The organism is Patescibacteria group bacterium, from assembly GCA_024654625.1.
In the GTDB taxonomy this organism is placed as follows: Bacteria; Patescibacteriota; Minisyncoccia.
On sequence record JANLHB010000016.1, the window covers coordinates 147,603 to 168,768 of the forward strand.

The window sequence follows — 21,166 nt, forward strand, 5'->3', positions numbered from 1 at the left end:
ATTTATTTTACACCTTTTTCTGATTTTCTTCTTTCTACAACGAAATCATAGGTTTTTTTGAACTCATAGGCGTTAAGGATTTTTTCTGCGTCTGGCTTCGCACCGATTTGTCGTTCGATCATCCACTCCGATTGCGGGTTCAGTTTAAGATAGTCGTTCACCTTTGCGCTTTCTACATGTGTAATTTGAAGGTAGTATTTTGAGCTGTCGTTTTGATCTTGATTTTCAATTTTTACGAAATCTCTCTGTTTGAGAAAATTATACCGGCCATCAAGTTCATAGAGGGCAAAAAAACTTTCATTGCCATGTTTCAACATATTGAAATCCTGATCGCTTAGTGTTACCCCTTTTTTATCGTGAATTTTACCTATCGCAGGAGACGGAAATGATGCAGGAAATTTCTTCACTCGCTTGTACCCCTCAAGCGATAATTGGGAGTTTTCTCCTTTTTCTAAATACTCATAAGAACCCGTGAAAGGACCAAGGCGAGAATCAAAATCGACAAATATGTGCGGAAATTTGTGCCACTCATCACCCTTGTCGTCTATGACGAGCATCTCGTCATAGCGGATCAAGCCATTTCTGATAAATGTTACTTGGTTGCGATGCGGCAAGTGATCCCAGAAGTCCTCGATTTTTTCTCGTATTTTTTGTTGCTTCTCTTTCTCCTCTTGAGAATCGCTTTCCCGATAAATTAGATTGATTGCATCCGTAAAATCGTACTCTTTTTTTTCAGGGTCAACATATGCAAAAAATCTATGCATATTCACAATTAATCCCAGCGGATAGTATGCAACTGTTTTGTATTCGCGCCAGCGCGGGCGTTCTTTAAAATCTTTATACTCATTTTGATATGGATATTTTGCATCCTTTGAATCTCGCAAAAGAACCGATCTGTGAAGTTTGCCTTCATCGCCAAAAATCCTATAGAGCTTATTTTTATTGCTGACGATTTGCCGTATTTCAGTAGCTCGGGATCGTCTTCTACTAACTAAGGAAATGCCAAAAAAAGTGAAGAGGATGCGGTCGTTTTTGGGGAGATGAAGCATGTCTTCCAGCTCTGCTTTACCCCAGAGATAGAATTCCATAACCCCTTTCTTTCGGAGCTCTTCGCGGAAAATATCATATGATTCTTTTGAAAAGTTTGCCGAAGCGGCAAGTATATATCCGTATGGCGGATTTTTAGGATCGGCATCGGAAATGATTTCTTTTACTTGCTTGGGACCGATTTCTTTTTCTCTCTTACCTTGAATCATCCATAAATTACCTGCCATAGGATGCACCTCTTCCGAGTTCTCGTCCTCGCTTTCTATCGGTGAAGCTTTATAGGTTTTTTCGTAAGCGCGAATATCAAATCCGCTATCATTACCGCTCCTTCCAGTTGCCTCAATCGTCTGCCAATCCTTATAGTCGTAAATCAGTTCCCGAATCAAATCTTCAAAACGATGAGGGTCTAAATCCTCAAAGTGAATAGGTCCGTATGTTCGTGTGACTTTGGATTTAGCCATAATAAAAAATATCTAACACCTCTATAAGAAAAATCTAGGGGCTATTTCGCCCCATAGATTATTCCAATTTCTGCATGAAATTATTAATCTCATCAGCGATTGCTTTTCTGCGCCATCCCAAAAATTCTCTGAAGTTTGCTATCTCCCAAAGTTTTCTGTCCAAAGTGATCAGCTGAAGCTTTATTGCTTCTTCGCCTTTTTTAGCAATGATTTCCTTTTCAAGATAAACAGAGGGTTCTTTGTTGAGAATTTGTCTGTTCGTCTTGCCGCCAATGAAAGCAAAATTTGCGATCTCGTTAATTTCTTTCTTGTCATAACCGAATTTTGGTTCACGCAAAAGAGATTTTGGAAAGATGTGATGATACTGGATAGTATGCGCCCGGCCCGTGTGCTTCTCGGAAAGTTTCAAACCAGAAAACCAATCCTTGGCGCCATTATGCTTTAATACGAAATAAAGCATTGAGAAAAATGGACTTCGGATGCCTCTATTAACAAGATCGTCCAGATCAACAACGAATTTTTTGACATGCAGATGTAGCTGATTAATAAGATCATCGAGATTCTTATTTTTGAATAAGAGAGACAGGTCGGCTTCCAAAATAGATTCAGACGATCCCATGCTGTAGTGTCCGCGCATGTGAGCGAGATAAAACCAGCGCAGAAGTTTTTTCTGTTCTTCCGGGGTTAGCTTCTCGTCGCGCAGTGTCGCATAGACGGCAATCGGGATCAGTAAGAAAGGAGATGAAAGATAACTAAGATTGTCTATGCCGGCATTGCTTCTTAAGAAGTTGATAGCAAAGCGCAAGCCGTTTGTGGCAAGCTTCCAAGAGTCGCCCAGTTTCTCTTTGCTGATTTTACCAACTGTCTTGAATCTGCTTTGATGTGTGGCGAACACCACGAGCATGCGAACGGGCAGACCAGTTTCTACAATGTAATCCTCGTCATCCTTAAACTCGGCCGCAAAATCTTCAATAAGACCCATGAACCCCTTCCACCGAGATGTGATCTGGGCTAAGGCCAGATCAGAACCACGCAATTTGATACCAAGAGAATTGACACGCACGAAAATCTCCGTGACTTCTTCATACGACATGCTTTTTTCAAGCACCTGCATGACATACTGATAGTCGGAGATCGTTTTGACCTTTTGCAATCTGGCCGAATACTTTTTATAGCGCGGATCTTGTAAGGATGTGATGCCGACTTTTTCGAGTATTTCGCTGAAATCTTTTTTGAAAATATCCGATACTGGGACCCAGAGTGGATCGTTTTGCAATGCACGGCTTGCCACTACAAAAGTTCTCTTTCTCATCTCTTCTTGAATATCGCGCTCTGCGGTTTCTTCGTCCTCAACATCTTCCAAATCAGCGGTGAAGTCGCCATTATTTTCGTCTACTTCTGTGATTTCTACCGGCGGACCCTCGGGGTGCTCTAAATTAAAAAGAATGTCGATTGGCCGCTTGCGGTTTCTGACATGAACTGGCTCGCCACCCAAGACCGCAGATAAGGAGGTGATTCTTTGCTGACCATCGAGTAGTAATATTTTTTGGGAAATCGTAGGAGTTCTTGTGGCTTGCACGGCAAGTTCTCGTGTCTCAATTTCTTCGTCAGTTTCCCAAACCAAAATAGTCCCCGAGGGATACCCGCGATAGAGGGAGTCGAGAAGATCGCGCACTCGGGTTGCTGGCCAGACATACCGGCGTTGCATCTCGGGGAGAGTGAGCTCGCCGCGCTGAACCTTATCGACTAATTCACGAACTGATATATCTGTTTTTGGCATAGGTTAACAAGTTGATAAATTGATTGTATCAAGGATGACAAAATATGACAATCTCTTTTTAGTTATCCACTTAGCATCGCTTAGCAGAATTTAAGAAATAGAGTAAAATGACAAAATATGACAGGTAGAGTATAATGAACCTATAAGCATATGCCTGTGGAGAAATTTCTAACAATTAAAGAAGTTGCCAAAAAACTGCGTGTCAGCGAACGCTCGGTGATGCGCTATATTAAGGCGAAAAAACTGGTCGCCTCAAAAATGGGTCAATGGAGAATAAAAGACGGCGACCTTGATCGTTTTTTTAATGCGCACACCAACTCTAAAAAGAAGTAAATATGAAAAATTTAAATAAATACGATATAGAATTTCTGATCGAGTGTTTAAAAAGCGGCAAGGAAATCCCAACAGAATATAAGTACGCGCTTTTTCCAACCAAGCAAAAAGAATACGAGCTTGTTTATGCCGGGAAAATGCGAAAAGAGGATGTGCTGGCAGACACCGAGGAAGCCAAGCCAGTGCCGCTCCAAATCGAAAAAGTTTTTAATGGCAAGAAATATCCACTTTACTCCAAAGATTGGCACAACCTTTTGGTTTTTGGCGATAATCTTCAAATCCTTAAAACCTTTAATGAGAATAAGGACCTGCTCGTCAAAAATAAAATTAAGGGGAAAGTAAAACTGATTTATATTGATCCGCCATTTGCAACGGAAGATGATTTCAGAGGAAATGGTGGAGCGAAAGCATATTCTGACAAAGCAAAAGGTGCTGAATTTGTTGAATTTTTGCGCCGCCGCTTAATAGTAGCAAAGGAAGTGTTGGCAGATGACGGTACAATTTGGGTTCATTTGGATCATCGCAAAGCAGAATACATAAAAGTTTTAATGGATGAAATTTTTCCAAGTTGTTATCTTAATACAATTTATTGGCGTAGTCAGGTGGCAAGGGGCGCAAAAGTTAATGCTGAATTTTTACCAAAAAGTTGCCAACAGATTTTAGTTTACAAAAAGCGCACTGATGCAAAGCCCTTGTGGGAAGCACCCAAAAGGGAAATTATTTTGACGGAAGAAGAAATTAAACAAGAAGGCAGTTATAAACAAGACGAAAAAGGAAATTACTTTAGAACATCGGACCCGGGATCATATTCATTTGAAAGCCTGCTTGACTTTTACAAGCAAGGTCGCATTTATGTGAGCTATGGCGGTAAAGTGATTTTTGATAACAAAAAAAAGGAAGTAAAAACGACAAAAGGGAAAATCGGCATAAAGTATTATGCTGAAGGTTTGGGCGGCGGAAAGTATAAAATTATAAGGTCAATCGATAATATTTGGACGGATATACCAGGACTTGGAACGGTGCCATCAGAAGATACTGGATATCCAACACAAAAAGTTGAAACTCTTTTAGAGAGGATCGTAAGTTCAACAACAAACACGGGCGATTTGGTAATGGATTTCTTTTCCGGGAGTGGAACAACGGCAATAGTCGCCGAAAAATTAGGTAGGCGTTGGGTTGCCTGTGATATCGGGAAGTTATCAATCTACACAATTCAAAAGCGATTATTAGAGATAGATCGGGGCCGAGATTTGATCGACTTAAAGAAAAAATATGGTAAGCCGGCAAAATCTTTCGCCATCGTTACTTCGGGGCTTTATGATCTTGGAAAGATTTTTGCTCTACAAAAAGATGAATATACTCGCTTCGTGAAAGATTTATTTGAAATTGAGGAAACGAAGGTTACAAAAATAGGTGGTGTCGAAATCGATGGGAAGAAGCGAGAATTTTACGCGAAAATCTTTCCATATTGGGAACTGAAAAATGCCAGCGTTGATGAAAAGTATTTGCAGGAATTACATAAGAGCATTGGCGGGAAAATTGATGAAAGATTTTACATAATCGCTCCCGCGAACAATGTAAATTTTATCAGCGATTATCACCAGATTGGCAATGTTCGGTATTATTTTCTCAAAGTACCGTACCAGATCATTAAAGAATTGCACAAGGTTCAGTTTAAGAAGTTTCGACAGCCACAAAGCAAAAGCCAAATCAATGATTTGGACGAGGCAATTGGTTTTCACTTTATTCGTCAGCCAGAAGTAAAATCAGAGGTTAAAAAGTTGAAAGATAAAATCGTTTTGAAAATCAAAAGATTTGAGTCCGCATATTCACAGGACGAAACCGGCGAAAAACTCAAAAACTTTGAAAGCTTGGCAATGTTGCTTTTGGATTTAAATTATGACGGCGAAAAGTTTATGATGACAAACTACTTTTTCGCACATGATTTGCTTAATCATAAGTCAAGCGATCAGGAAGAAAGCGAGGAAGAAATTAAAATGGAATTAAAGAAACAAAAAGAAATTATCAAAGAATTTCCGAGAAAAGATTGCGGTAAAGAAATTATGGCAATTTATGTTGATATTTACGGTAATGAATTTCGGGAAGTTTTTAAGGTTAAATAAACGCTATGACAGAAGGCATTAAAATATACAAAACACAGGACTTGGTTTTGCAAGTGAAGCAAAATTATAATCCCGCCAAGCTCAATTTGAAAAAATGGGTTGATTTTATTGATGTACTTTGCGGCGATAGAGAGTTTCAAAAAGAAGCGATCAGGGATTCGGTTATTTTTCTTGCGTCTGGAGAATATAACTCAATCGAAAGTTTAATTGAGGAAAACTTTAGAAAGAACGATGAACTACAGAAAAGATATAAAGATGTCCGTGACTATCAAAGAAATTTGCCATTACCCCATAAGCTTTCGGCTGTGATTGATTTGGCGACAGGGACAGGCAAAAGCTATGTTATTTATGGTATTGCGCAAATCGCGTTAGGACTTGGCTTGGTTGATAAGGTTCTGGTGCTTTGCCCATCGCTCACTATTGAGTCGGGCTTAAAAGAAAAGTTTGAGAAGCTTTCCGGGGATGACAAGATAAAGGCGACATTACCAGATAATACCGTTTTCAAAAATCCGAGAATTATTGATGCAAACAGCACAATTAAAAATGGCGACATTTGCGTTGAAAATATCCATGCCGTTTATGAGCGGACCGGCTCATCAATAAATGACAGTTTGAAGAAAAACGGGGAGCGCGTTTTGGTTTTGAACGATGAAGTTCATCATGCCTACAATTCATCAAGCGAGCAGGATATAAAAAAATGGAAAGCGTTTTTGCTGAGTCCCGATTTTAATTTCAAATATATTCTCGGTTTTACCGGCACGGCTTATATTGAAGATGAGTATTTTAATGATGTTATTTATCGCTACTCAATCCGCGAAGCTGTCGATGATAAAGTAATCAAGTCGGTTGATTATGTTGCGAAAGACGAGAATATAGACAAAAACGAGAAATTCCAAAAGATTTATGACAATCATGATGAATTTGTAAAAAAGTACCGGCTTATCAAGCCACTTACGATTTTAGTTACAAAAGATATTTCCAAAGCAAAAACACTTCGGGAAGATTTGATTGACTTTTTGGAAAAGCGGGAAAAAATATCGCGCAAGGCGGTTGAAAAAAAGGTTTTGATTGTTACTTCGCATAAAGATCACAAGAAAAATGTTTTGGAATTGAAAAATGTTGACGATAAGGATAATTCAGTTGAGTGGATTGTTTCCGTTTCTATGCTTACCGAGGGCTGGGATGTAAAAAATATTTTTCAAATCGTACCATGGGAGGATCGCGCTTTTAATTCAAAACTTTTAATTGCTCAGGTTTTAGGCCGAGGTCTGCGTATACCAGAAGAATATAAATCACCCCAGCCGAAGGTTAGGGTTTTCAATCATGACGCTTGGAGTCGGAACATTCGCGGCTTGGTTGATGAAATTTTAGAAATGGAAGTCCGTCTAACGAGTGAGGTTTTAACTTCTGGAGATCGGGCGAAATATCACTTTGATTTATACACGATTGACTATGAAAAGCAGGAAAAGGCCGTTAAGGCGGAGAAAGATACGGAAGTTTTTGATTACTCGAAGGGGTATATAAATTTAGTTGCTCAAGTCGAACAGATAGAAAGAGAAACTGAATATGAGGATTTGAGTGGCGTTATCAAGTCAAAAACAACGGCGATTCAAAAAGAAGTTTTTGGTGTTGACGATGTGGTGGCCAAGATCGTTGAAACTTTCGAGACGAGAGATTTTGAGGCAAAACTTAGATTTCCAAAGGGTGAATACGAAAAAGAACACTTGCCGCCAGAGAATGAAATAAAAGAGATCGTCATAACCTCAATGCGGAAAGTCGGGATAAAAAGCGGGGTGTTGACAGAAGATAATGCAAACAGAATCTTCAAAGCGTTTCAAACCCTTTTCAGAGCAAGGGGATCGACAATTGTTTTGGAACGAACAGCAAACAAGCCGAAGTTAATCGGCACGAAACAACTTGAAAAAGAAAATGTTGCCGTTGGAGCGATCAAACACGGCTCGACGGTTTTCTATACCGAAAATTTCAAAGACGAGTGTAAAAATGGAATGATCGATACCTTGCAAGACATAATCAGCGATGAAAATCTGCCGAGAAGCGCAAGCAAAGAAGTTAATCCTTATTGCTTCAAAACGCCAGTCAATGTCGTTTTGACAAAACTTGAACCCGAAAGAAGATTTGTTGAAACTTTAGTCAGTCCTCACTTGTGCGAGAAGTTAGATGCTTGGATAAAATCCCGTGATATGGGATTTTACAGCGTTGAGTATTCGTGGAGAAAAGGTGAGCACCCAACTCAGGGGAGTTTTAACCCCGATTTCTTTATTAGGATTGGTGAAAAAATCGTTGTTGTTGAAATAAAATCTGACGGTGATGATTCGGATGAAAACAAGGCAAAATATCGTTGGGCGAAAAAACATTTTGAGGACTTAAATAGTGAGTTGGCGGCCGCAAAAATCAAACAAAAATACTTTTTCCATTTCTTAAGCCCATCAAGCTATGTCGAATTTACAGAATACTTGTTCGATGGCAGATTATTCAAGGGAGAATTTAGATCGGCACTTGAAGATTTGCTTGAAAAAAATCATAGTGAATAACGATCTCAAGAAAATCTGCTCTTAAAAAATAATGCCCGGGAGGGCATTATTTCGTCTGGTGGGGAGTGTCGGTCCGATTGAGCCATTCCTGAAATTCTGCCTTTCTTTCTGGCGTTCCAGAGCGACCCAAAGAATTAAAAAGAGATTGAGCTTCGTTCTTGCTCGCACCCTTGAGTATTCCGGCGATCCATTTGAGATTTTTCTCGCCTTCAAGGTAAGAACGAAGGGAGTTTTTGACCCAACGACTTCCCGCCTCTTGTAATGAGATGTTTCTCGACATAGTAAAGCTACCTTAGCATTTTTTTGTTTTTTTATCAACTTGATAGACGGAATTTGACAATGTGGGCAACCTATTGACTTTTATTTAGTGAGGTAGTACCATTGGGGTAGTATTACCGAATTGAGGTCATTTTGTAGTACAATCGTAAACAACACATTTTTATGCCAAAACAACAAAATCCATTGGGTCGAAACCTCAAGTCGCTGAGAGAGAAGCGTGGTCTTTCGCAGGATCGATTAGCGAAGTTGGCGGATGTCTCAAACAATACGATCATTGGGATCGAGCAGGATGAGAATCCGAATCCGACACTTGAGACCCTCAAGAAAATAGCAAAAGCTCTTGAGGTAAGTATCGATGATTTGACCCGATAACCATATGCAATTTTTTAATATTTTCACCACGATCAGCCCTCAAGCGATAGAAGTCGCGCTCCTTTCGGTCGTGGCTATTTTATTAATAGGGGTGATCCTGTCGATCAGCAAACTCACTACTGGATTTTTGAAAGCACTAACTCACCTGCGTGATAGCTTCCGAGAGGAAATACGATTCTCCATCCAACCAAAAGTTATTGAGATGTCTTTAAGCGTGGAATCATTAGTTGAACTCGCCGTAGAGGTTTGGAGAATAGAGCAACGATTGGCAAAAGTTACTTCAGGACTTACCGATATCCAGAAGAAAGGGCTTGAGAGTTCGGTCCAAAAGCTGAAGCGATACTTGGAAAAATACGATTTAGAAATCCGAGATTATACCAATCAAAAATTCAACGAAGGCCTGAATTTGGATATTTTGTCAGTAGAAAAGGACCCGACAATTACCGAGCCGATAGTCAAAGAGACGGTTGAGCCAACGATCATGTGCAAAGGTCAGGTCGTGAAAAAAGCCAAAATCATACTCTTGAGCAATTAAACCTATGTCAAAACACAACGCGCAAAACATTCAAATCGGCATCGATTTGGGGACGACAAACTCCGAGATCGCCATTAATAATAACGGCAATGTTGAGCTGGTGAAAAATGTCTTCGGAGACGAATATACCCCGTCCGTTTTTGGAATTGATAAAGCGAAAAACAAGGTGGTTGGAAAAAGAGCATACGAGAGGTTGTACAAGGATGCTTCGGAGGATGAATTTTCAAATAACAAAGCAGAGGTAAAGCGTTTAATGGGAACTTCGGAAACTGTACGCTTCCCGAGGATCAATCAAGAAATGACCCCTGAGGAAATCTCGGCGGAAATATTAAAGAGCCTCAAGGAAGATGTATTGAGAAAGTACCCCGATTTTGAGACACGGACCGCCGTGATCACCATCCCGGCGTATTTTTCTACTCTGCAGGCAGAGGCGACCAAGAGAGCCGGCAATCTGGCGGGATTTGAGTATGCGGTATTGCTTCAAGAACCGATAGCGGCCGCAATGGCCTACGGGTTCATGAATGCGAAAAATGAGAACTGGATCATTTATGATCTTGGCGGCGGTACTTTCGATGTCGCGCTTATCTCGTCAAAGGACGGAGCATTGTCAGTGCTTGGCCATAATGGCGATAACTTTTTAGGGGGAAAGGATTTTGACTGGCTGATCGTGGACAAAGTTATCGTCCCCGCAATTTTAGAAAAACACGAAATAAAAGATTTCAATCGTGGCAATTCAAAATACAGAAGCGTGTTCGCAAAGCTGAAGTATATTGCCGAGAACGCGAAAATGTATTTGTCTCAATACGAAAAAACAAACCTTGAAATAGAGGGAATCGGAGATGATGACGATAGTAACGAAATTTATGTAACCGCTGAAATGACCCGTAAAGGATTTGAGCAACTCATAAAGCCGATGGTTGACCGAACAGTTGAGCTCGCTAAAGAGACAATCCAAGAGTCCGGGGTCAAACAATCGACTATTCACAAGATCATATTAGTAGGCGGTCCGACCCAAATCCCTTACATTAAAGACCGCTTGAATCGAGAATTTAAAATTACAGTCGATGCATCCGTAGACCCCTTGACGGTGGTTGCCCGCGGCGCATGCATATTTGCCGTCAGTCAGCGAATCCCCAAAGAATTCCTCAAGGAAAAGAAAGTGGCCGCTGGCGTGAAAACGCTGACGCTGAACTACGAATCGCTCACATCGGAAGAAGAAGTAACTGTGAGCGGTGTAGTCGAGCAACTGAAAAATTCAGATGATGAATATTATATTCAAATCCAAAGCGAGAGTGGATTCTATAGCGGATCGAAAATTAAGTTGAAGGGCGGCAAATTCTTCGACACGATTGCACTCGAACCGCACAAGACCAGCCTCTTCTGGGTTTACTTATTTGATAAGGATGGAAACTCTGTGCAAGTTGATCCCGATTCTTTCTCCATCACTCATGGACTTTCCGTAACCGGCGCACCAATACCGCACTCTATCGGTGTTGCCGTAGCAAAAAGAGATATGAGCAGTGGCTTTGCTCTTACTGAAATGTTTGAGCCGTTCTTCGAAAAAAACAGCGTTCTGCCCCTACGGACCACCAAAACATATAAGACGGTAAAGAGATTGAAAAAGGGAGATACCGAAAATGCTTTGCCAATTAAGGTATACGAGGGAGAATCCGAAACACCAGACCGCAATCACATTATTTGCGACCTTAAGATCACGGGAGAAAATTTGCCGTATGACCTGCCAGACGGCACCGAAGTGGAGATCAAGATAGAGGTCAATGAATCGAGAGAAGTAACGGTTGAAGCTTTTATTCCAACTATCGACTTATCTCTTAACGCGCGAGCCACAATCCACGCCGAAGATATTGATGTCAAGCAGATGGAGTCCGATCTCAATGCCCAACGGGAACGCATAAAAACCATTGAGGCGAACTGTACGGCGGAAGAAAAAGCAAAACTGGAAAACACTGTTCAATCAGTGAATACGAGCATAGGCAACGCCCACATCGATCAGGACGAAAAGCGGAAAGCGCACACACACCTGAAAGCTTTGAAAGTTAAGCTCGATCAGATCGAAAAAGCGAAAGAATTGCCGCAACTTACTAAAGAATTCAATGAGGGCATTGCTGATGTCCAGAAGGTCGTTGAAACACTCGGCGATGAGAAAGAGAAGGGCATGAATAATGACCAGCTAAAAACGCTGAAAGAAGAAGGCGAAAGAGCTATCGAAAGTAAAGATAAATACTTACTCATGCGAGTTAACGAACAGATCAAAGAGCTGGGCATACGGGTGGCATTGGCTAACCCGGCCATGTGGGTATACCACTTTGAGAAACTCACGACGGAAAACCATGCTTTCCTAAGCGAGAAGGAGGCGAGCTATTACATTTCTAAAGGGAAACGCGCGATAGAACTGGGCGATGTCGATGAACTCAAGAGGTGCGTCCATAGTTTGATGCTTCTGCTCCCGCCAGAAGAACAGGAAGCGATCCGCGGCAATCTTTCCGGCATCACTCACTAATATGCCCAAAACACTCAAAAACAATTCATACCACATTCTGGGACTTGATACTTCTGTAAGCCAGAGGGATGTTTTGAAGCGATCAAAGGAAATTATCAATCGCCTCAAGATTGACGATTTACCAGTGTATGATCTGGACTTGGATATTTTTGAGGATTTCCGAACGGAGGAGTCGGTAAAGGAAGCGGTCCAAAAATTATCCGCGCCCAAAAAGAGAATCAAAGAATATTTCTTCTGGTTTCAAATTGCGGATAGCGTTGACGAGCAAGCGGCCGGCCTTCTCAAGAGCAAGAATTATGCCGAAGCGAGCCGAGTTTGGGAGCACAACTCGGAGAAAGATACTGCGAAGTCGTTTCTATACAAAAAGAACCTTGCTATTTTGCACTGCCTGCTACTTTTCAAAAAGAACAGCAAAACAAATCTCACGCAATCGATGAAGATTTGGAAAGAACTTCTTGACTCCGATAAGTTTTGGAACGCATTCGCCAAAGTATATAAGCTTCATGACGAACTTGGCACAAGCCAGGAGATCATAGATGAGTTTAAATCAAACGCCATCTCTTATGTGGCGGATATTTATACTGAACTCGGGCATTTCCACAATGATAATTCGTATGTCGCGGAAAGCTCCAAGATTCTTGAAGCCAAAGGGGCGGCAACAGAAAAAACTGTCCTGAATCCAATCTATCAGAGCATCGCAGAGGTGGTGGATCAATTGGAATCGTTGAAGGTTAGCGAGGACGGGATGATTGATAAAAAGGAAGCGCAGACGATCAAGACGCTGATCGGGAAACTTCAAGGTGAGTTCAACAAGCTTATTGAGATAGGCCTGTACGAAGATAGCCAATCCAAAGCGATCAGGGATAGAGCCGCAAACGCCATTCGAGTCGTTGTGCTGGATTTGCATAATAATCTCAGCGAGACAGACAAGGCAATTGCATTAATGAATGTTGCATTAAAGATTTCCGGCACCGCCGGCCTTGAGTCAAAGGTAAAACATGATATCCGGGTACTCGAAGAAACAAAGAAAAATGCTGGCCTTATTGCTCCTGTTGCCAATCTGGTAGCCGAAGAAAAATATGAAGAGGCGTTGAGACAGATTGAATCAGATAGGAAAAAGTTCAGTGGCAATGCCGAATTGCAGGAATTTTACGATGGACAGAAAAAGCTCTGCATAAGCATGCTTGCACTAAATAAATACAAACAAGCCCGGGATTATTTTGATAAACAGCAAGAAGATAAAGCAAAGCCGTTATTTGATGAAGCGGGCAAGCTGATTCATGACAACATTAATCTCTTCAACTTTAATAATAAAGTTATTGACGAGATGGTTGAGGAGATTAAATCCAACATGGCAAAAGTGAATCTCAATAACTTGAGTCAATTTGACGAATACAGAAATTCTTACATCAATCTTGCGAAAGAAAAATTTGAGGGCCAGCTTGAGCAGGGAGCCTTTATCGTGCTGATCGACGCTCACATCTATGGCGGCTTAACTGGATTCATGAAAGGGGCGCGGCAAAAGAACAATGTGGCCAATATTTTATATACCCTCGGATGGATAACTGTCTGGTTTTATGGGATCGGCCTGATTTTCTTCATAGCCGGCTGGGTTTACAAAAATCGAAATACATAAATTTATGTCTGACAAAGAACGATTAAAATTTGATCTTGATTTTTTAGAGAAAGAACAGGAAAAACCTGCCGATGCAAAGCCGGCAGAGGTTCACAAACCGGCCGAGACGACCGGCGAGAAGTTACCCCTTATCGAATACATAAAAGCGATTTTTAAGGACTTCCCGGCATTTTGCAATAAATATCTTCGGGTAAAAAATCCGCCCTATCTGTTCTTTATTATCTGGGCTGTTGGAGTGGCAACTGCTATTGATCGAATGAGCGACTACGGGGGCAGTACTTGGCTCGAAGTTTGGGCTATCGTTTTAATCGGTGGACTCGTAGCGGGGTATTTGCAATATTGGATCGGTGGCGCAATTTATCACTTGCGGGTCAAGTGGTCGAAAGGCGGCGACAATTATGATGCATCCAGAAACATCAATATGTTTTCTGGGATACCAGTTGCGATCGCCAGCATTGGCTCCTTACTTCTGAATACAATTGTTTATGGGAATGATTACTTTAAATCCGGCGAGGGCAATTCTTTGGATATACTGTTCTTCTTTGTAATAGTCACCGCGATAGCATACTCCATTCGATTAAGCTACAAAGGAGTCATGTTTATTCAGCAAACAGAGAAAACCAGAGCCATGATTTGGTTTGTCGTATTGCCGGCAATTTTCTATGTTTTGATATTTTCGGCCGCAATTTTTAATAAACTATGAGCGATAAAGATAAAAAGTTAGATTTTGATCTGAGGTTTCTGGACGAGGAATCGCCTAAACCGAAACAAGCGATTCGAAAGGATCGCGCAAAACCACAATCAGAGACCGCCAGCTCAATTAACTGGAATTGGAAAACAATATCGATAATTGCCGGCGTAATCATAGTGATAATTTGGATCGCTTCTTCGGAAGATAGCACTACGCCAACATCAACTTATACGCCGCCGAGCACTAATCAAGTCAGAAACATATCTGCCGATGACGATAGTGTTGAATACGGAGAATATAGATGCTCGCGATACCATTATGATAAAGCTGTTGCGCTGTCTCCGAGCGAAAGCGAGCAAACCTTAAATAGCGCACAATTTTCTATGGATACTCGAGCCAGCGAATTGGAGCGATTGCAAAGAGAAATCGAGTACAGTGATGTCAACGATTATTCGTCACAATGGGAAATCGATGACTACAACGAAAAAGTAAATACATATAATTACAAACTCACTTCTTACAAACGAGATGCCACTGCACTTGACTCTCGCATCGATAGGTTTAATGCTCAAGTAGCGGTCCACAATAATTATCTCACTCAAAATTGCACACCAAGATAAAAAATATGTCAGCACCAACCAAACCAATTTTATACAACAGCTTCAAGATTAAAGAAGGACTCACGATTAAAAATCGTGTAGAGAAGGTATTCTTTACCGAAGTATATCAGTTGTCAGATGACAGCTACTTTTACTTACTTTTGAACATTAAGCCGAATGAGATTGTAGACAGAGGTAAAAAATACGAACTTATAAAAGTACAGCATGGCGGCAACGAATATGTCGGTATTATTACCAAAGAACATTCTCACGAAAAGGTCACTCAGATTATTGAGGATCTGACGGTTATGCGAGGTTTTGATTGTGTTGCCGGCATGAAGGAATTGAAAGCCCTTCTAATCAATGATGTAATCAGCCCACTTTTGCACCCTGAAAAATTCAAGAAGTTTAAATTATCGATTCCGAACGGAATTTTGCTCTTCGGACCGCCCGGCTGTGGCAAAACTTTTATTGTTAGAAAACTCGCGGAAGAAATGAGTTACAATTTTATTGAGCTAAAACCCTCTGATGTGGCTACGCCTTATGTGCATGGCGCCGTTTCGAATATTGCCAAGGTTTTCGAAATGGCGAAGTTAAAAGCACCCTCAATTATTTTTATAGATGAGATCGAGGGATTGCTTCCCAAGAGAGAAGAATTGAGCTCCAGCGCGGACATTAAGAAAGAGGAGATCAATCAATTCTTAATGGAGTTGAATGATGCCGGCAATAACAAGATTTTGGTTGTCGGAGCGACAAATCGTCCTCATATGATCGACACCGCAATCTTGCGATCAGGGAGAATGGACAAGCGAATCTATGTGCCGCCGCCAGATTTTGAGGCGCGCAATGAATTATTCAAAATTTCTTTGTCCGGCCGGCCGTATGATAAAAATATCGACTTCGAAAAGTTGGCCAAGCTAACAGAAAACTTTGTAAGTTCCGATGTAGAGTTGATTGTTACGGAAGCGGCTCGTGCCGCTGTAGCCGGGAACATGGCTCTCATTGATGAAAAACTAATCCGCACAATTATAGAAAGATTCACTCCCTCTGTGACAGAGGAGCAGGTTGAATATTACGAGCAGTTCAGAAATCTTGAGCGTTCGTAGTTAAACCTTTTTGAGCGATTTGAAAAATACCGCCGCCACTACCAAATCAACAACCGACCAAAGGAAGTGACCAAAGTAAAATGGATTGATTGGGTTAAAGATAATTGCGACAACTATCATGACCCACATCCATTTTTTATTTTTATCTAAATGAAAGGTATACGCAGAGTAAGCCGCAGTGCCGAAAATCAAAAATTTCAAGAGCTGATAAAAAAAATACGGCCAGATTGGAATCATCGCGATCAACAGCGCTACGGCCGATAGTTTGGAGAATAAGTTTTTATAGTGTGTCTGTTCGGCGGTTATCATACGAGCATCTTAACAAGATTCGTCCCTTTTCACCAATAAAAGGCCAAAAAAAGATTAAAAGAATCTAAAATAAAGATAAAGAAAAAATAAAGCCCATCGTTGACCACCATGAAGAAATGGTGTAGTATATTGCTAACCCCAGAAGCCCAGAATAGTTATCCACTATTGCTCGGTTGACTCATCTGGACGATTAGCATAGGGGTTGTGTTGAAGGCCAAAGTCGAGCCTTCACAGCAAACTTACAACTGCATATAACAAATCCGTTTCCCGAAAGGGAATCAATTCCGCGAAAGCGGAAATGAGTTGGAGCACGGAGTTGGCTAGCTACTGAAGTTGCTTAATGTGGGCGAAGGCTTCCATTAAACCGATTTTTGTAGTATCATAATCATGCCATGCCCTTTTGCAAAAGGGCGGCATGGAAATCCTGCCGCAAGGTTAGGTACAAGGCCACCCGTGAGCTCCAACTCTGGGTGGTTTTGTTTTATGCACCTTACAACTTAAAAAAATATGCAATTTAAAGAAGCAATCGATCAATTTTCTAACTGGCGCAGGTTTAAGGTCAAAGTTCAGACCGTAAAAGGTTACGATCAGACACTGAGACAATTCTGCCTCTACCTTCGAAACCCCCAGATCGAGGACATATCAATCCATCATGTCATGGACTATTTGAATGGCATGAAAGAACTGGGATGGGACCAAAATAGCTTTGTCGGGAAGTGCATGGCTCTGCGCAAGTTCTTTGAATTTTATCGACTTCAGAACTATGCAGTTCTCGATGAGAACCTGATTCCGATACCCAGCAAAGAACATAAACTTCCAAGGGTTGCAAAAGAGGCGGATTATAGGCAACTGATTGCCGCCATACCCGTAAAGACCACCGATCCTCGTCATATCCGAAACTTAGCCATCGTGAATTTGTTATGGGACACCGGCGCGAGAAACGGAGAGGTGCTTGCATTAGATGTAGATGATCTGGACATGGAGAGACGCCGAGCGGTTATCAATACTGAGAAATCAAAAGGAAGGCGGCCGTTTCGGGAATTATTCTGGACACAATCAACCAACGACAGTATATGGGCTTGGTTGAAAAAAAGAGAACACCTAAAAAAGACAATGGCGTTCAAGGAACCAGATGCTCTCTTTCTCTCGATATGCGCCGGCCAGCACGATACGACAGGCAGACGATTCACTATCCGAGGAGTCGGTGAAATGTTGAGGCGTTATTCAAACAGAGCTAAGTTGCCCTACTTGAACGCTCATAGTTTTCGACACCATATGGGTCACCACATTATAAAGAGCGGCGGATCAAGCGCCGATGTGATGAATATACTTGGCCACTCGTCGGTCCAGAGCTCGACAATTTACACGATGATGACTGATCACGAATTGGAAAAGAGATATCGAGGATTCATGAACGATACTCCGACAAAAGAAAGAGCAGAGAGGATAGAGAGAGCAGAAAGAGTTGCGAGAGTCGAAAACTCCGTAGAGAAATTTGCGAGACCCGTCGTCCCGTTGCCAGATTAACCAACTGTGGGCATCTATCAGCTTGATAGAATACCCCGATAAGTTATAATGAATATACGAAAAGACAGCTGTGGGCAACTCAACTTGATGACTTTGAGAACTTAGCATAGGGTTGTCCTTGAAAGAGAAAAGACAGACCTTTGACAACCCGACTTTTACTCCCAGATGATCCGACGGCAACCTACCGACGGGCCATCTGGGGAGTAAAATAAACACTCGTAAGACAAAAGGTTTTGGGACTACCCAAAGACCCGCATGACAATTAGCCCAGTGGATGAAATATAAAAAGTGTCATGGGAGGTAAAAATTAATAATCCGGCTATGCGATAGCCAGAAGTTAAAAAAAAAGATGAAAGGTGATATTTTTCATATTATAAACAGGGGAGTGGAAAAAAGAAAAATCTTTTTAACAGATGAAGATTATTTACGTTTCATTCATAATTTAAAGGATTTTAATTGTAGTGATCTAGTTACAGCTTCATATCATGATAGGCGAAAATATGAACAGTCGTTGCTTGAGAGACGGTTAAATACAAAATTAGACAATGAATTAGTGGATATATTGTGTTGGTGCCTTATGCCAAATCATTACCATATACTTGTTCAGGAAAAAATAGATAAGGGGGTCAGTATGTTTTCTAAAAAAATAAGCAGCGGATATACTCAATCTTTTAATTTAAAATATAAGAGATCGGGAGTTTTGTTTCAAGGTCGGTCAAAAATTATTCAAATAGAAAATGATGAGCATCTTCTATTTATCCCTTATTACATTTTTTCTAATCCCATTAAACTAATAAAAAAGAATTGGAAAGATTATGGTTTGGATAACGCGGAAAAAGCAGTTGAATTCTTAGAAAGCTATAAGTGGTCAAATTATTCAATTGTGACAAATAATAAGGACTATCCTTTCGTAGGTGACAGAGATCTGTTTTTTGAAATCTTTGATACTAATAAGGAGCAGTTTAGAAAAGATTTTATAACCTGGCTATGCGATAGCCAGAAATAAAAAGTGCCATGGAAAATAAATAAAGGTGATTAAGGCCAATGGTCTCGATCCCCTTACTGGGGGCATTAGGTTCGTTTCATCAGATTTTTCTGCAAGTCGTGATCTTACAAAATCATCCAATAACTTATGGCCGCATTTTGCCCCCCCCCACGCGTACTACATTATTGAGCCGAATACAGTATAGAAAAAGAATATATTATTGTCTAGGAACTCGGCTATCGCATAGCCGTAAGCATAGCCGTAAGTATAGCCGTAAGTTGAAAATAAAAATATTGAACATAGAGCATATTTGTATTATACTTATTATACTTATTGAAGAAAATTAAGGAGGTAATTTATGGATAAAATAAAACTTGGAATATATGAACATAGTAAAAGCGGAAAAAGGTACGAAGTTTTAGGTGTGGGAAAGCACTCTGAAACTCTAGAGGAGATGGTTGTCTATAAAGCGCTCTATGGAGAGGGTGGTATCTGGATAAGGCCACTTGAAATGTTTTTAGAAGAGGTGGAAATTGATGGTCAGAAACTCCCGAGATTTAAATATGTTGGAGAGTAAAAACCCTTATTGTTTAATCAATAAGGGTTTTTCTTGTTATTAAATTGAAATAATATCGTCTTATGTATATGATAAGAGGATATAAAATTTTTAAAATATATGTATGTTTAATTTTAGAAAAAAATTACCAATAGGCGTGGACATAAGCGACTCTTCTGTTGAAGTCTTAAGACTCAATGGGAAGAGAGAGATTGTTAATCACGCTAGAATTATTTTACCTGAAGGCATAGTTGAGAATGGCAAAATAATAGATAAAGAAAAGCTTGTCTTAAGTTTAAAGGAAGTTTTAGAAAAAGCTGGCGGTAGAGACGTCGTATCTTCGTCAAAAAAGATAAAGGTTGTTATAAGCTTGCCCGAATCTAAGGTTTTTGTCCGTAATTTTGAGTTACCCATTGATCTGAAGAATGATGATTTGAAACAAGAGATAATGAGTGAGATAAATAAGATCGCCCCATCCGGATTGGATACTGTTTATTGGGATTACGTTTTGGTCTCTACCAAAAAATCTCATCATATATTATTTGTCGCTGTGCCTAAATATCTAGTAGATGAATACAAAGAAGTGGCTGAACTTGCCGGTCTTGAAGTTATAATAATAGATGTTGAAGCGTCTTCTCTTGGGCGCGCTCTTTTGAAACCCTTATTTTTGAAAGCGAATTCTATGGTGGTGGACATTGGCACAAGGACAAGCGACATAAGTATCTTTGGTCGTGATGGATTGCTTCATCTTTCTGTTTCAGCGCCCGTTGCCGGAAGTCAGTTAACTCAAGCTGTAATGGATAAATTAGCCAAAAGTCGCGAGGAATCCGAAGAATTAAAAAGAACTTTTGGTTTTAACGATAATGGAGAAGGGCATCAAATTTCTGTTATATTGAAAAATTCTTTTGAAGAGGTTTTGGATAAAATAAAAAAAGCCATTAATTATTATCAAAATAATGTTAATGGAAAAGTGGAGGAGATTATTTTAGCGGGAGGGTCATCTTCTTTACCCGGTTTAGATGAATATTTAGAAAAGAGTCTTGGTGTAAAAGTTAAGATAGGCAATCCTATTGAAAAGTTAAAAAATGGGCAGATCTTAAATAATAGAGAAAAACAGTCAGTTCTTTTTTCCAACGTCATAGGATTGGCTCTAAGGGGTCTTGATGATTCTTGGAGGGGGATAAATTTATTGCCTAAAGTATCAGGAAGCAGTATCAAAAGAGAAGTGATTTTAAAATATTTACTTAGTTTGCTCGTTGGTATCTTAATTTTAGCGTCTTTGGGGTATACTTTTTATTCTCATCGTACAAAATCGCAAAATCAAGACGTTGTTCCACTTGTAGAAAATTCTCTTATTTCAGCTACGAGCACTGATATGATAAGTGATGAGATTGATGGTATGTCAATACAAATAGAGGAAGAGATTATAAAAGAAGAAGTAATTATAACAAACACACCCACAGGCTGGCTTAATGTAAGAAGTGGCCCTGGGACTAGTTATGCTCAAATAACTAAAGTCTATCCAAAAGAAACCTACTCATTGATAGAAGAGAAAGACGATTGGTATAAGATAACAATAGATGAAAAAACTGAAGGGTGGGTCATCTCTGACTACGCAACAATAAAGAGCAATTAAAATGCTCAAGAGCTATATATAGCTATATATAGCTATATATAGCTATATATAGATGGTAGCTCTACGGACGTCGGCTCTACGGACGTACGACGTCCGTAGGACTTACATCCGTCGCTCT

General features: G+C 40.4%; 18 protein-coding genes. 15 read left to right on the forward strand and 3 right to left on the reverse strand.

Annotated features, from left to right (window positions below):
* Nucleotides 1-2: 2 nt before the first annotated feature.
* Together NUV40_01660 and NUV40_01665 are read right to left on the reverse strand one after the other, a co-directional pair.
* Complete coding sequence (locus tag NUV40_01660) at nt 3-1,508, reverse strand: restriction endonuclease (GenBank protein MCR4342594.1); 1,506 nt, start codon at nt 1,506-1,508, stop codon at nt 3-5.
* Between the two features lie 58 nt (nt 1,509-1,566).
* Nucleotides 1,567-3,288 (reverse strand): DUF262 domain-containing protein, encoded by a 1,722-nt coding sequence (locus NUV40_01665; protein MCR4342595.1) that lies wholly within the window; start codon nt 3,286-3,288, stop codon nt 1,567-1,569.
* 150 nt (nt 3,289-3,438) lie between these two features.
* Here NUV40_01665 and NUV40_01670 point away from each other — a divergent pair, with 150 nt between their 5' ends.
* The 11 genes from NUV40_01670 to NUV40_01720 all read left to right on the forward strand — a co-directional run bounded on the left by NUV40_01670 (nt 3,439) and on the right by NUV40_01720 (nt 16,035).
* Nucleotides 3,439-3,621, forward strand: a complete 183-nt coding sequence (locus NUV40_01670) for a helix-turn-helix domain-containing protein (GenBank protein ID MCR4342596.1) — start codon at nt 3,439-3,441, stop codon at nt 3,619-3,621.
* A gap of 2 nt (nt 3,622-3,623) precedes the next feature.
* The gene (locus tag NUV40_01675) at nt 3,624-5,744 is read left to right on the forward strand and encodes a site-specific DNA-methyltransferase (protein MCR4342597.1); all 2,121 of its coding nucleotides are present in this window, start codon (nt 3,624-3,626) and stop codon (nt 5,742-5,744) included.
* A gap of 5 nt (nt 5,745-5,749) precedes the next feature.
* Nucleotides 5,750-8,296, forward strand: a complete 2,547-nt coding sequence (locus tag NUV40_01680) for a DEAD/DEAH box helicase family protein (GenBank protein MCR4342598.1) — start codon at nt 5,750-5,752, stop codon at nt 8,294-8,296.
* Between the two features lie 31 nt (nt 8,297-8,327).
* Entirely contained in the window at nt 8,328-8,558 is a 231-nt protein-coding gene (locus NUV40_01685; protein MCR4342599.1) for a hypothetical protein, read from the forward strand.
* A gap of 179 nt (nt 8,559-8,737) precedes the next feature.
* Nucleotides 8,738-8,947 carry a helix-turn-helix domain-containing protein gene (locus NUV40_01690; protein MCR4342600.1) on the forward strand — a complete coding sequence of 70 codons (210 nt, stop codon included), beginning with the start codon at nt 8,738-8,740 and terminating at the stop codon, nt 8,945-8,947.
* Nucleotides 8,948-8,951: 4 nt separating this feature from the next.
* Complete coding sequence (locus NUV40_01695; GenBank protein ID MCR4342601.1) at nt 8,952-9,482, forward strand: hypothetical protein; 531 nt, start codon at nt 8,952-8,954, stop codon at nt 9,480-9,482.
* Between the two features lie 4 nt (nt 9,483-9,486).
* Nucleotides 9,487-12,003, forward strand: a complete 2,517-nt coding sequence (locus NUV40_01700; protein MCR4342602.1) for an Hsp70 family protein — start codon at nt 9,487-9,489, stop codon at nt 12,001-12,003.
* Between the two features lies 1 nt (nt 12,004).
* Entirely contained in the window at nt 12,005-13,639 is a 1,635-nt protein-coding gene (locus tag NUV40_01705) for a hypothetical protein (GenBank protein ID MCR4342603.1), read from the forward strand.
* A 4-nt stretch (nt 13,640-13,643) separates the two neighbouring features.
* A complete protein-coding gene (locus NUV40_01710) occupies nt 13,644-14,342 on the forward strand; it encodes a YIP1 family protein (GenBank protein MCR4342604.1) in 699 nt (232 codons plus the stop codon).
* A complete protein-coding gene (locus NUV40_01715) occupies nt 14,339-14,950 on the forward strand; it encodes a hypothetical protein (protein MCR4342605.1) in 612 nt (203 codons plus the stop codon). The genes NUV40_01710 and NUV40_01715 overlap by 4 nt, the downstream gene beginning before the upstream one ends.
* A 5-nt stretch (nt 14,951-14,955) precedes the next feature.
* Nucleotides 14,956-16,035: an ATP-binding protein gene (locus NUV40_01720; protein ID MCR4342606.1), complete on the forward strand. Its 1,080-nt coding sequence runs from the start codon at nt 14,956-14,958 to the stop codon at nt 16,033-16,035.
* Here NUV40_01720 and NUV40_01725 read toward each other — a convergent pair whose 3' ends face one another.
* Nucleotides 16,036-16,344: a hypothetical protein gene (locus NUV40_01725; protein MCR4342607.1), complete on the reverse strand. Its 309-nt coding sequence runs from the start codon at nt 16,342-16,344 to the stop codon at nt 16,036-16,038.
* Nucleotides 16,345-16,851: 507 nt separating this feature from the next.
* Here NUV40_01725 and NUV40_01730 point away from each other — a divergent pair.
* The 4 genes from NUV40_01730 (at nt 16,852) to pilM (ending at nt 21,048) form a co-directional block, all read left to right on the forward strand.
* Nucleotides 16,852-17,871 carry a site-specific integrase gene (locus NUV40_01730; GenBank protein MCR4342608.1) on the forward strand — a complete coding sequence of 340 codons (1,020 nt, stop codon included), beginning with the start codon at nt 16,852-16,854 and terminating at the stop codon, nt 17,869-17,871.
* Nucleotides 17,872-18,220: 349 nt separating this feature from the next.
* On the forward strand, nt 18,221-18,877 hold the full coding sequence (locus NUV40_01735) for a transposase (GenBank protein MCR4342609.1): 657 nt from the start codon (nt 18,221-18,223) through the stop codon (nt 18,875-18,877).
* Nucleotides 18,878-19,214: 337 nt separating this feature from the next.
* Nucleotides 19,215-19,433, forward strand: coding sequence for a DUF1653 domain-containing protein (locus NUV40_01740; protein MCR4342610.1), 219 nt, complete (start codon nt 19,215-19,217; stop codon nt 19,431-19,433).
* Nucleotides 19,434-19,536: 103 nt separating this feature from the next.
* Nucleotides 19,537-21,048 (forward strand): type IV pilus assembly protein PilM, encoded by a 1,512-nt coding sequence (gene pilM / locus NUV40_01745; protein ID MCR4342611.1) that lies wholly within the window; start codon nt 19,537-19,539, stop codon nt 21,046-21,048.
* The last annotated feature ends 118 nt before the right edge of the window (nt 21,049-21,166 follow it).

What these genes read in the sequence shown, in the direction of transcription:
- NUV40_01730 (MCR4342608.1), top strand. Translation starts at nt 16,852, where the DNA reads ATGCAATTTAAAGAAGCAATCGATCAATTTTCTAACTGGCGCAGGTTT.
- NUV40_01710 (MCR4342604.1), top strand. Translation starts at nt 13,644, where the DNA reads ATGTCTGACAAAGAACGATTAAAATTTGATCTTGATTTTTTAGAGAAA.
- NUV40_01705 (MCR4342603.1), top strand. Translation starts at nt 12,005, where the DNA reads ATGCCCAAAACACTCAAAAACAATTCATACCACATTCTGGGACTTGAT.
- NUV40_01725 (MCR4342607.1), bottom strand. Translation starts at nt 16,344, where the DNA reads ATGATAACCGCCGAACAGACACACTATAAAAACTTATTCTCCAAACTA.
- NUV40_01690 (MCR4342600.1), top strand. Translation starts at nt 8,738, where the DNA reads ATGCCAAAACAACAAAATCCATTGGGTCGAAACCTCAAGTCGCTGAGA.
- NUV40_01715 (MCR4342605.1), top strand. Translation starts at nt 14,339, where the DNA reads ATGAGCGATAAAGATAAAAAGTTAGATTTTGATCTGAGGTTTCTGGAC.
- NUV40_01720 (MCR4342606.1), top strand. Translation starts at nt 14,956, where the DNA reads ATGTCAGCACCAACCAAACCAATTTTATACAACAGCTTCAAGATTAAA.
- NUV40_01670 (MCR4342596.1), top strand. Translation starts at nt 3,439, where the DNA reads ATGCCTGTGGAGAAATTTCTAACAATTAAAGAAGTTGCCAAAAAACTG.
- NUV40_01685 (MCR4342599.1), top strand. Translation starts at nt 8,328, where the DNA reads ATGCCCGGGAGGGCATTATTTCGTCTGGTGGGGAGTGTCGGTCCGATT.
- NUV40_01665 (MCR4342595.1), bottom strand. Translation starts at nt 3,288, where the DNA reads ATGCCAAAAACAGATATATCAGTTCGTGAATTAGTCGATAAGGTTCAG.
- NUV40_01695 (MCR4342601.1), top strand. Translation starts at nt 8,952, where the DNA reads ATGCAATTTTTTAATATTTTCACCACGATCAGCCCTCAAGCGATAGAA.
- NUV40_01675 (MCR4342597.1), top strand. Translation starts at nt 3,624, where the DNA reads ATGAAAAATTTAAATAAATACGATATAGAATTTCTGATCGAGTGTTTA.
- NUV40_01735 (MCR4342609.1), top strand. Translation starts at nt 18,221, where the DNA reads ATGAAAGGTGATATTTTTCATATTATAAACAGGGGAGTGGAAAAAAGA.
- pilM (MCR4342611.1), top strand. Translation starts at nt 19,537, where the DNA reads ATGTTTAATTTTAGAAAAAAATTACCAATAGGCGTGGACATAAGCGAC.
- NUV40_01740 (MCR4342610.1), top strand. Translation starts at nt 19,215, where the DNA reads ATGGATAAAATAAAACTTGGAATATATGAACATAGTAAAAGCGGAAAA.
- NUV40_01680 (MCR4342598.1), top strand. Translation starts at nt 5,750, where the DNA reads ATGACAGAAGGCATTAAAATATACAAAACACAGGACTTGGTTTTGCAA.
- NUV40_01700 (MCR4342602.1), top strand. Translation starts at nt 9,487, where the DNA reads ATGTCAAAACACAACGCGCAAAACATTCAAATCGGCATCGATTTGGGG.
- NUV40_01660 (MCR4342594.1), bottom strand. Translation starts at nt 1,508, where the DNA reads ATGGCTAAATCCAAAGTCACACGAACATACGGACCTATTCACTTTGAG.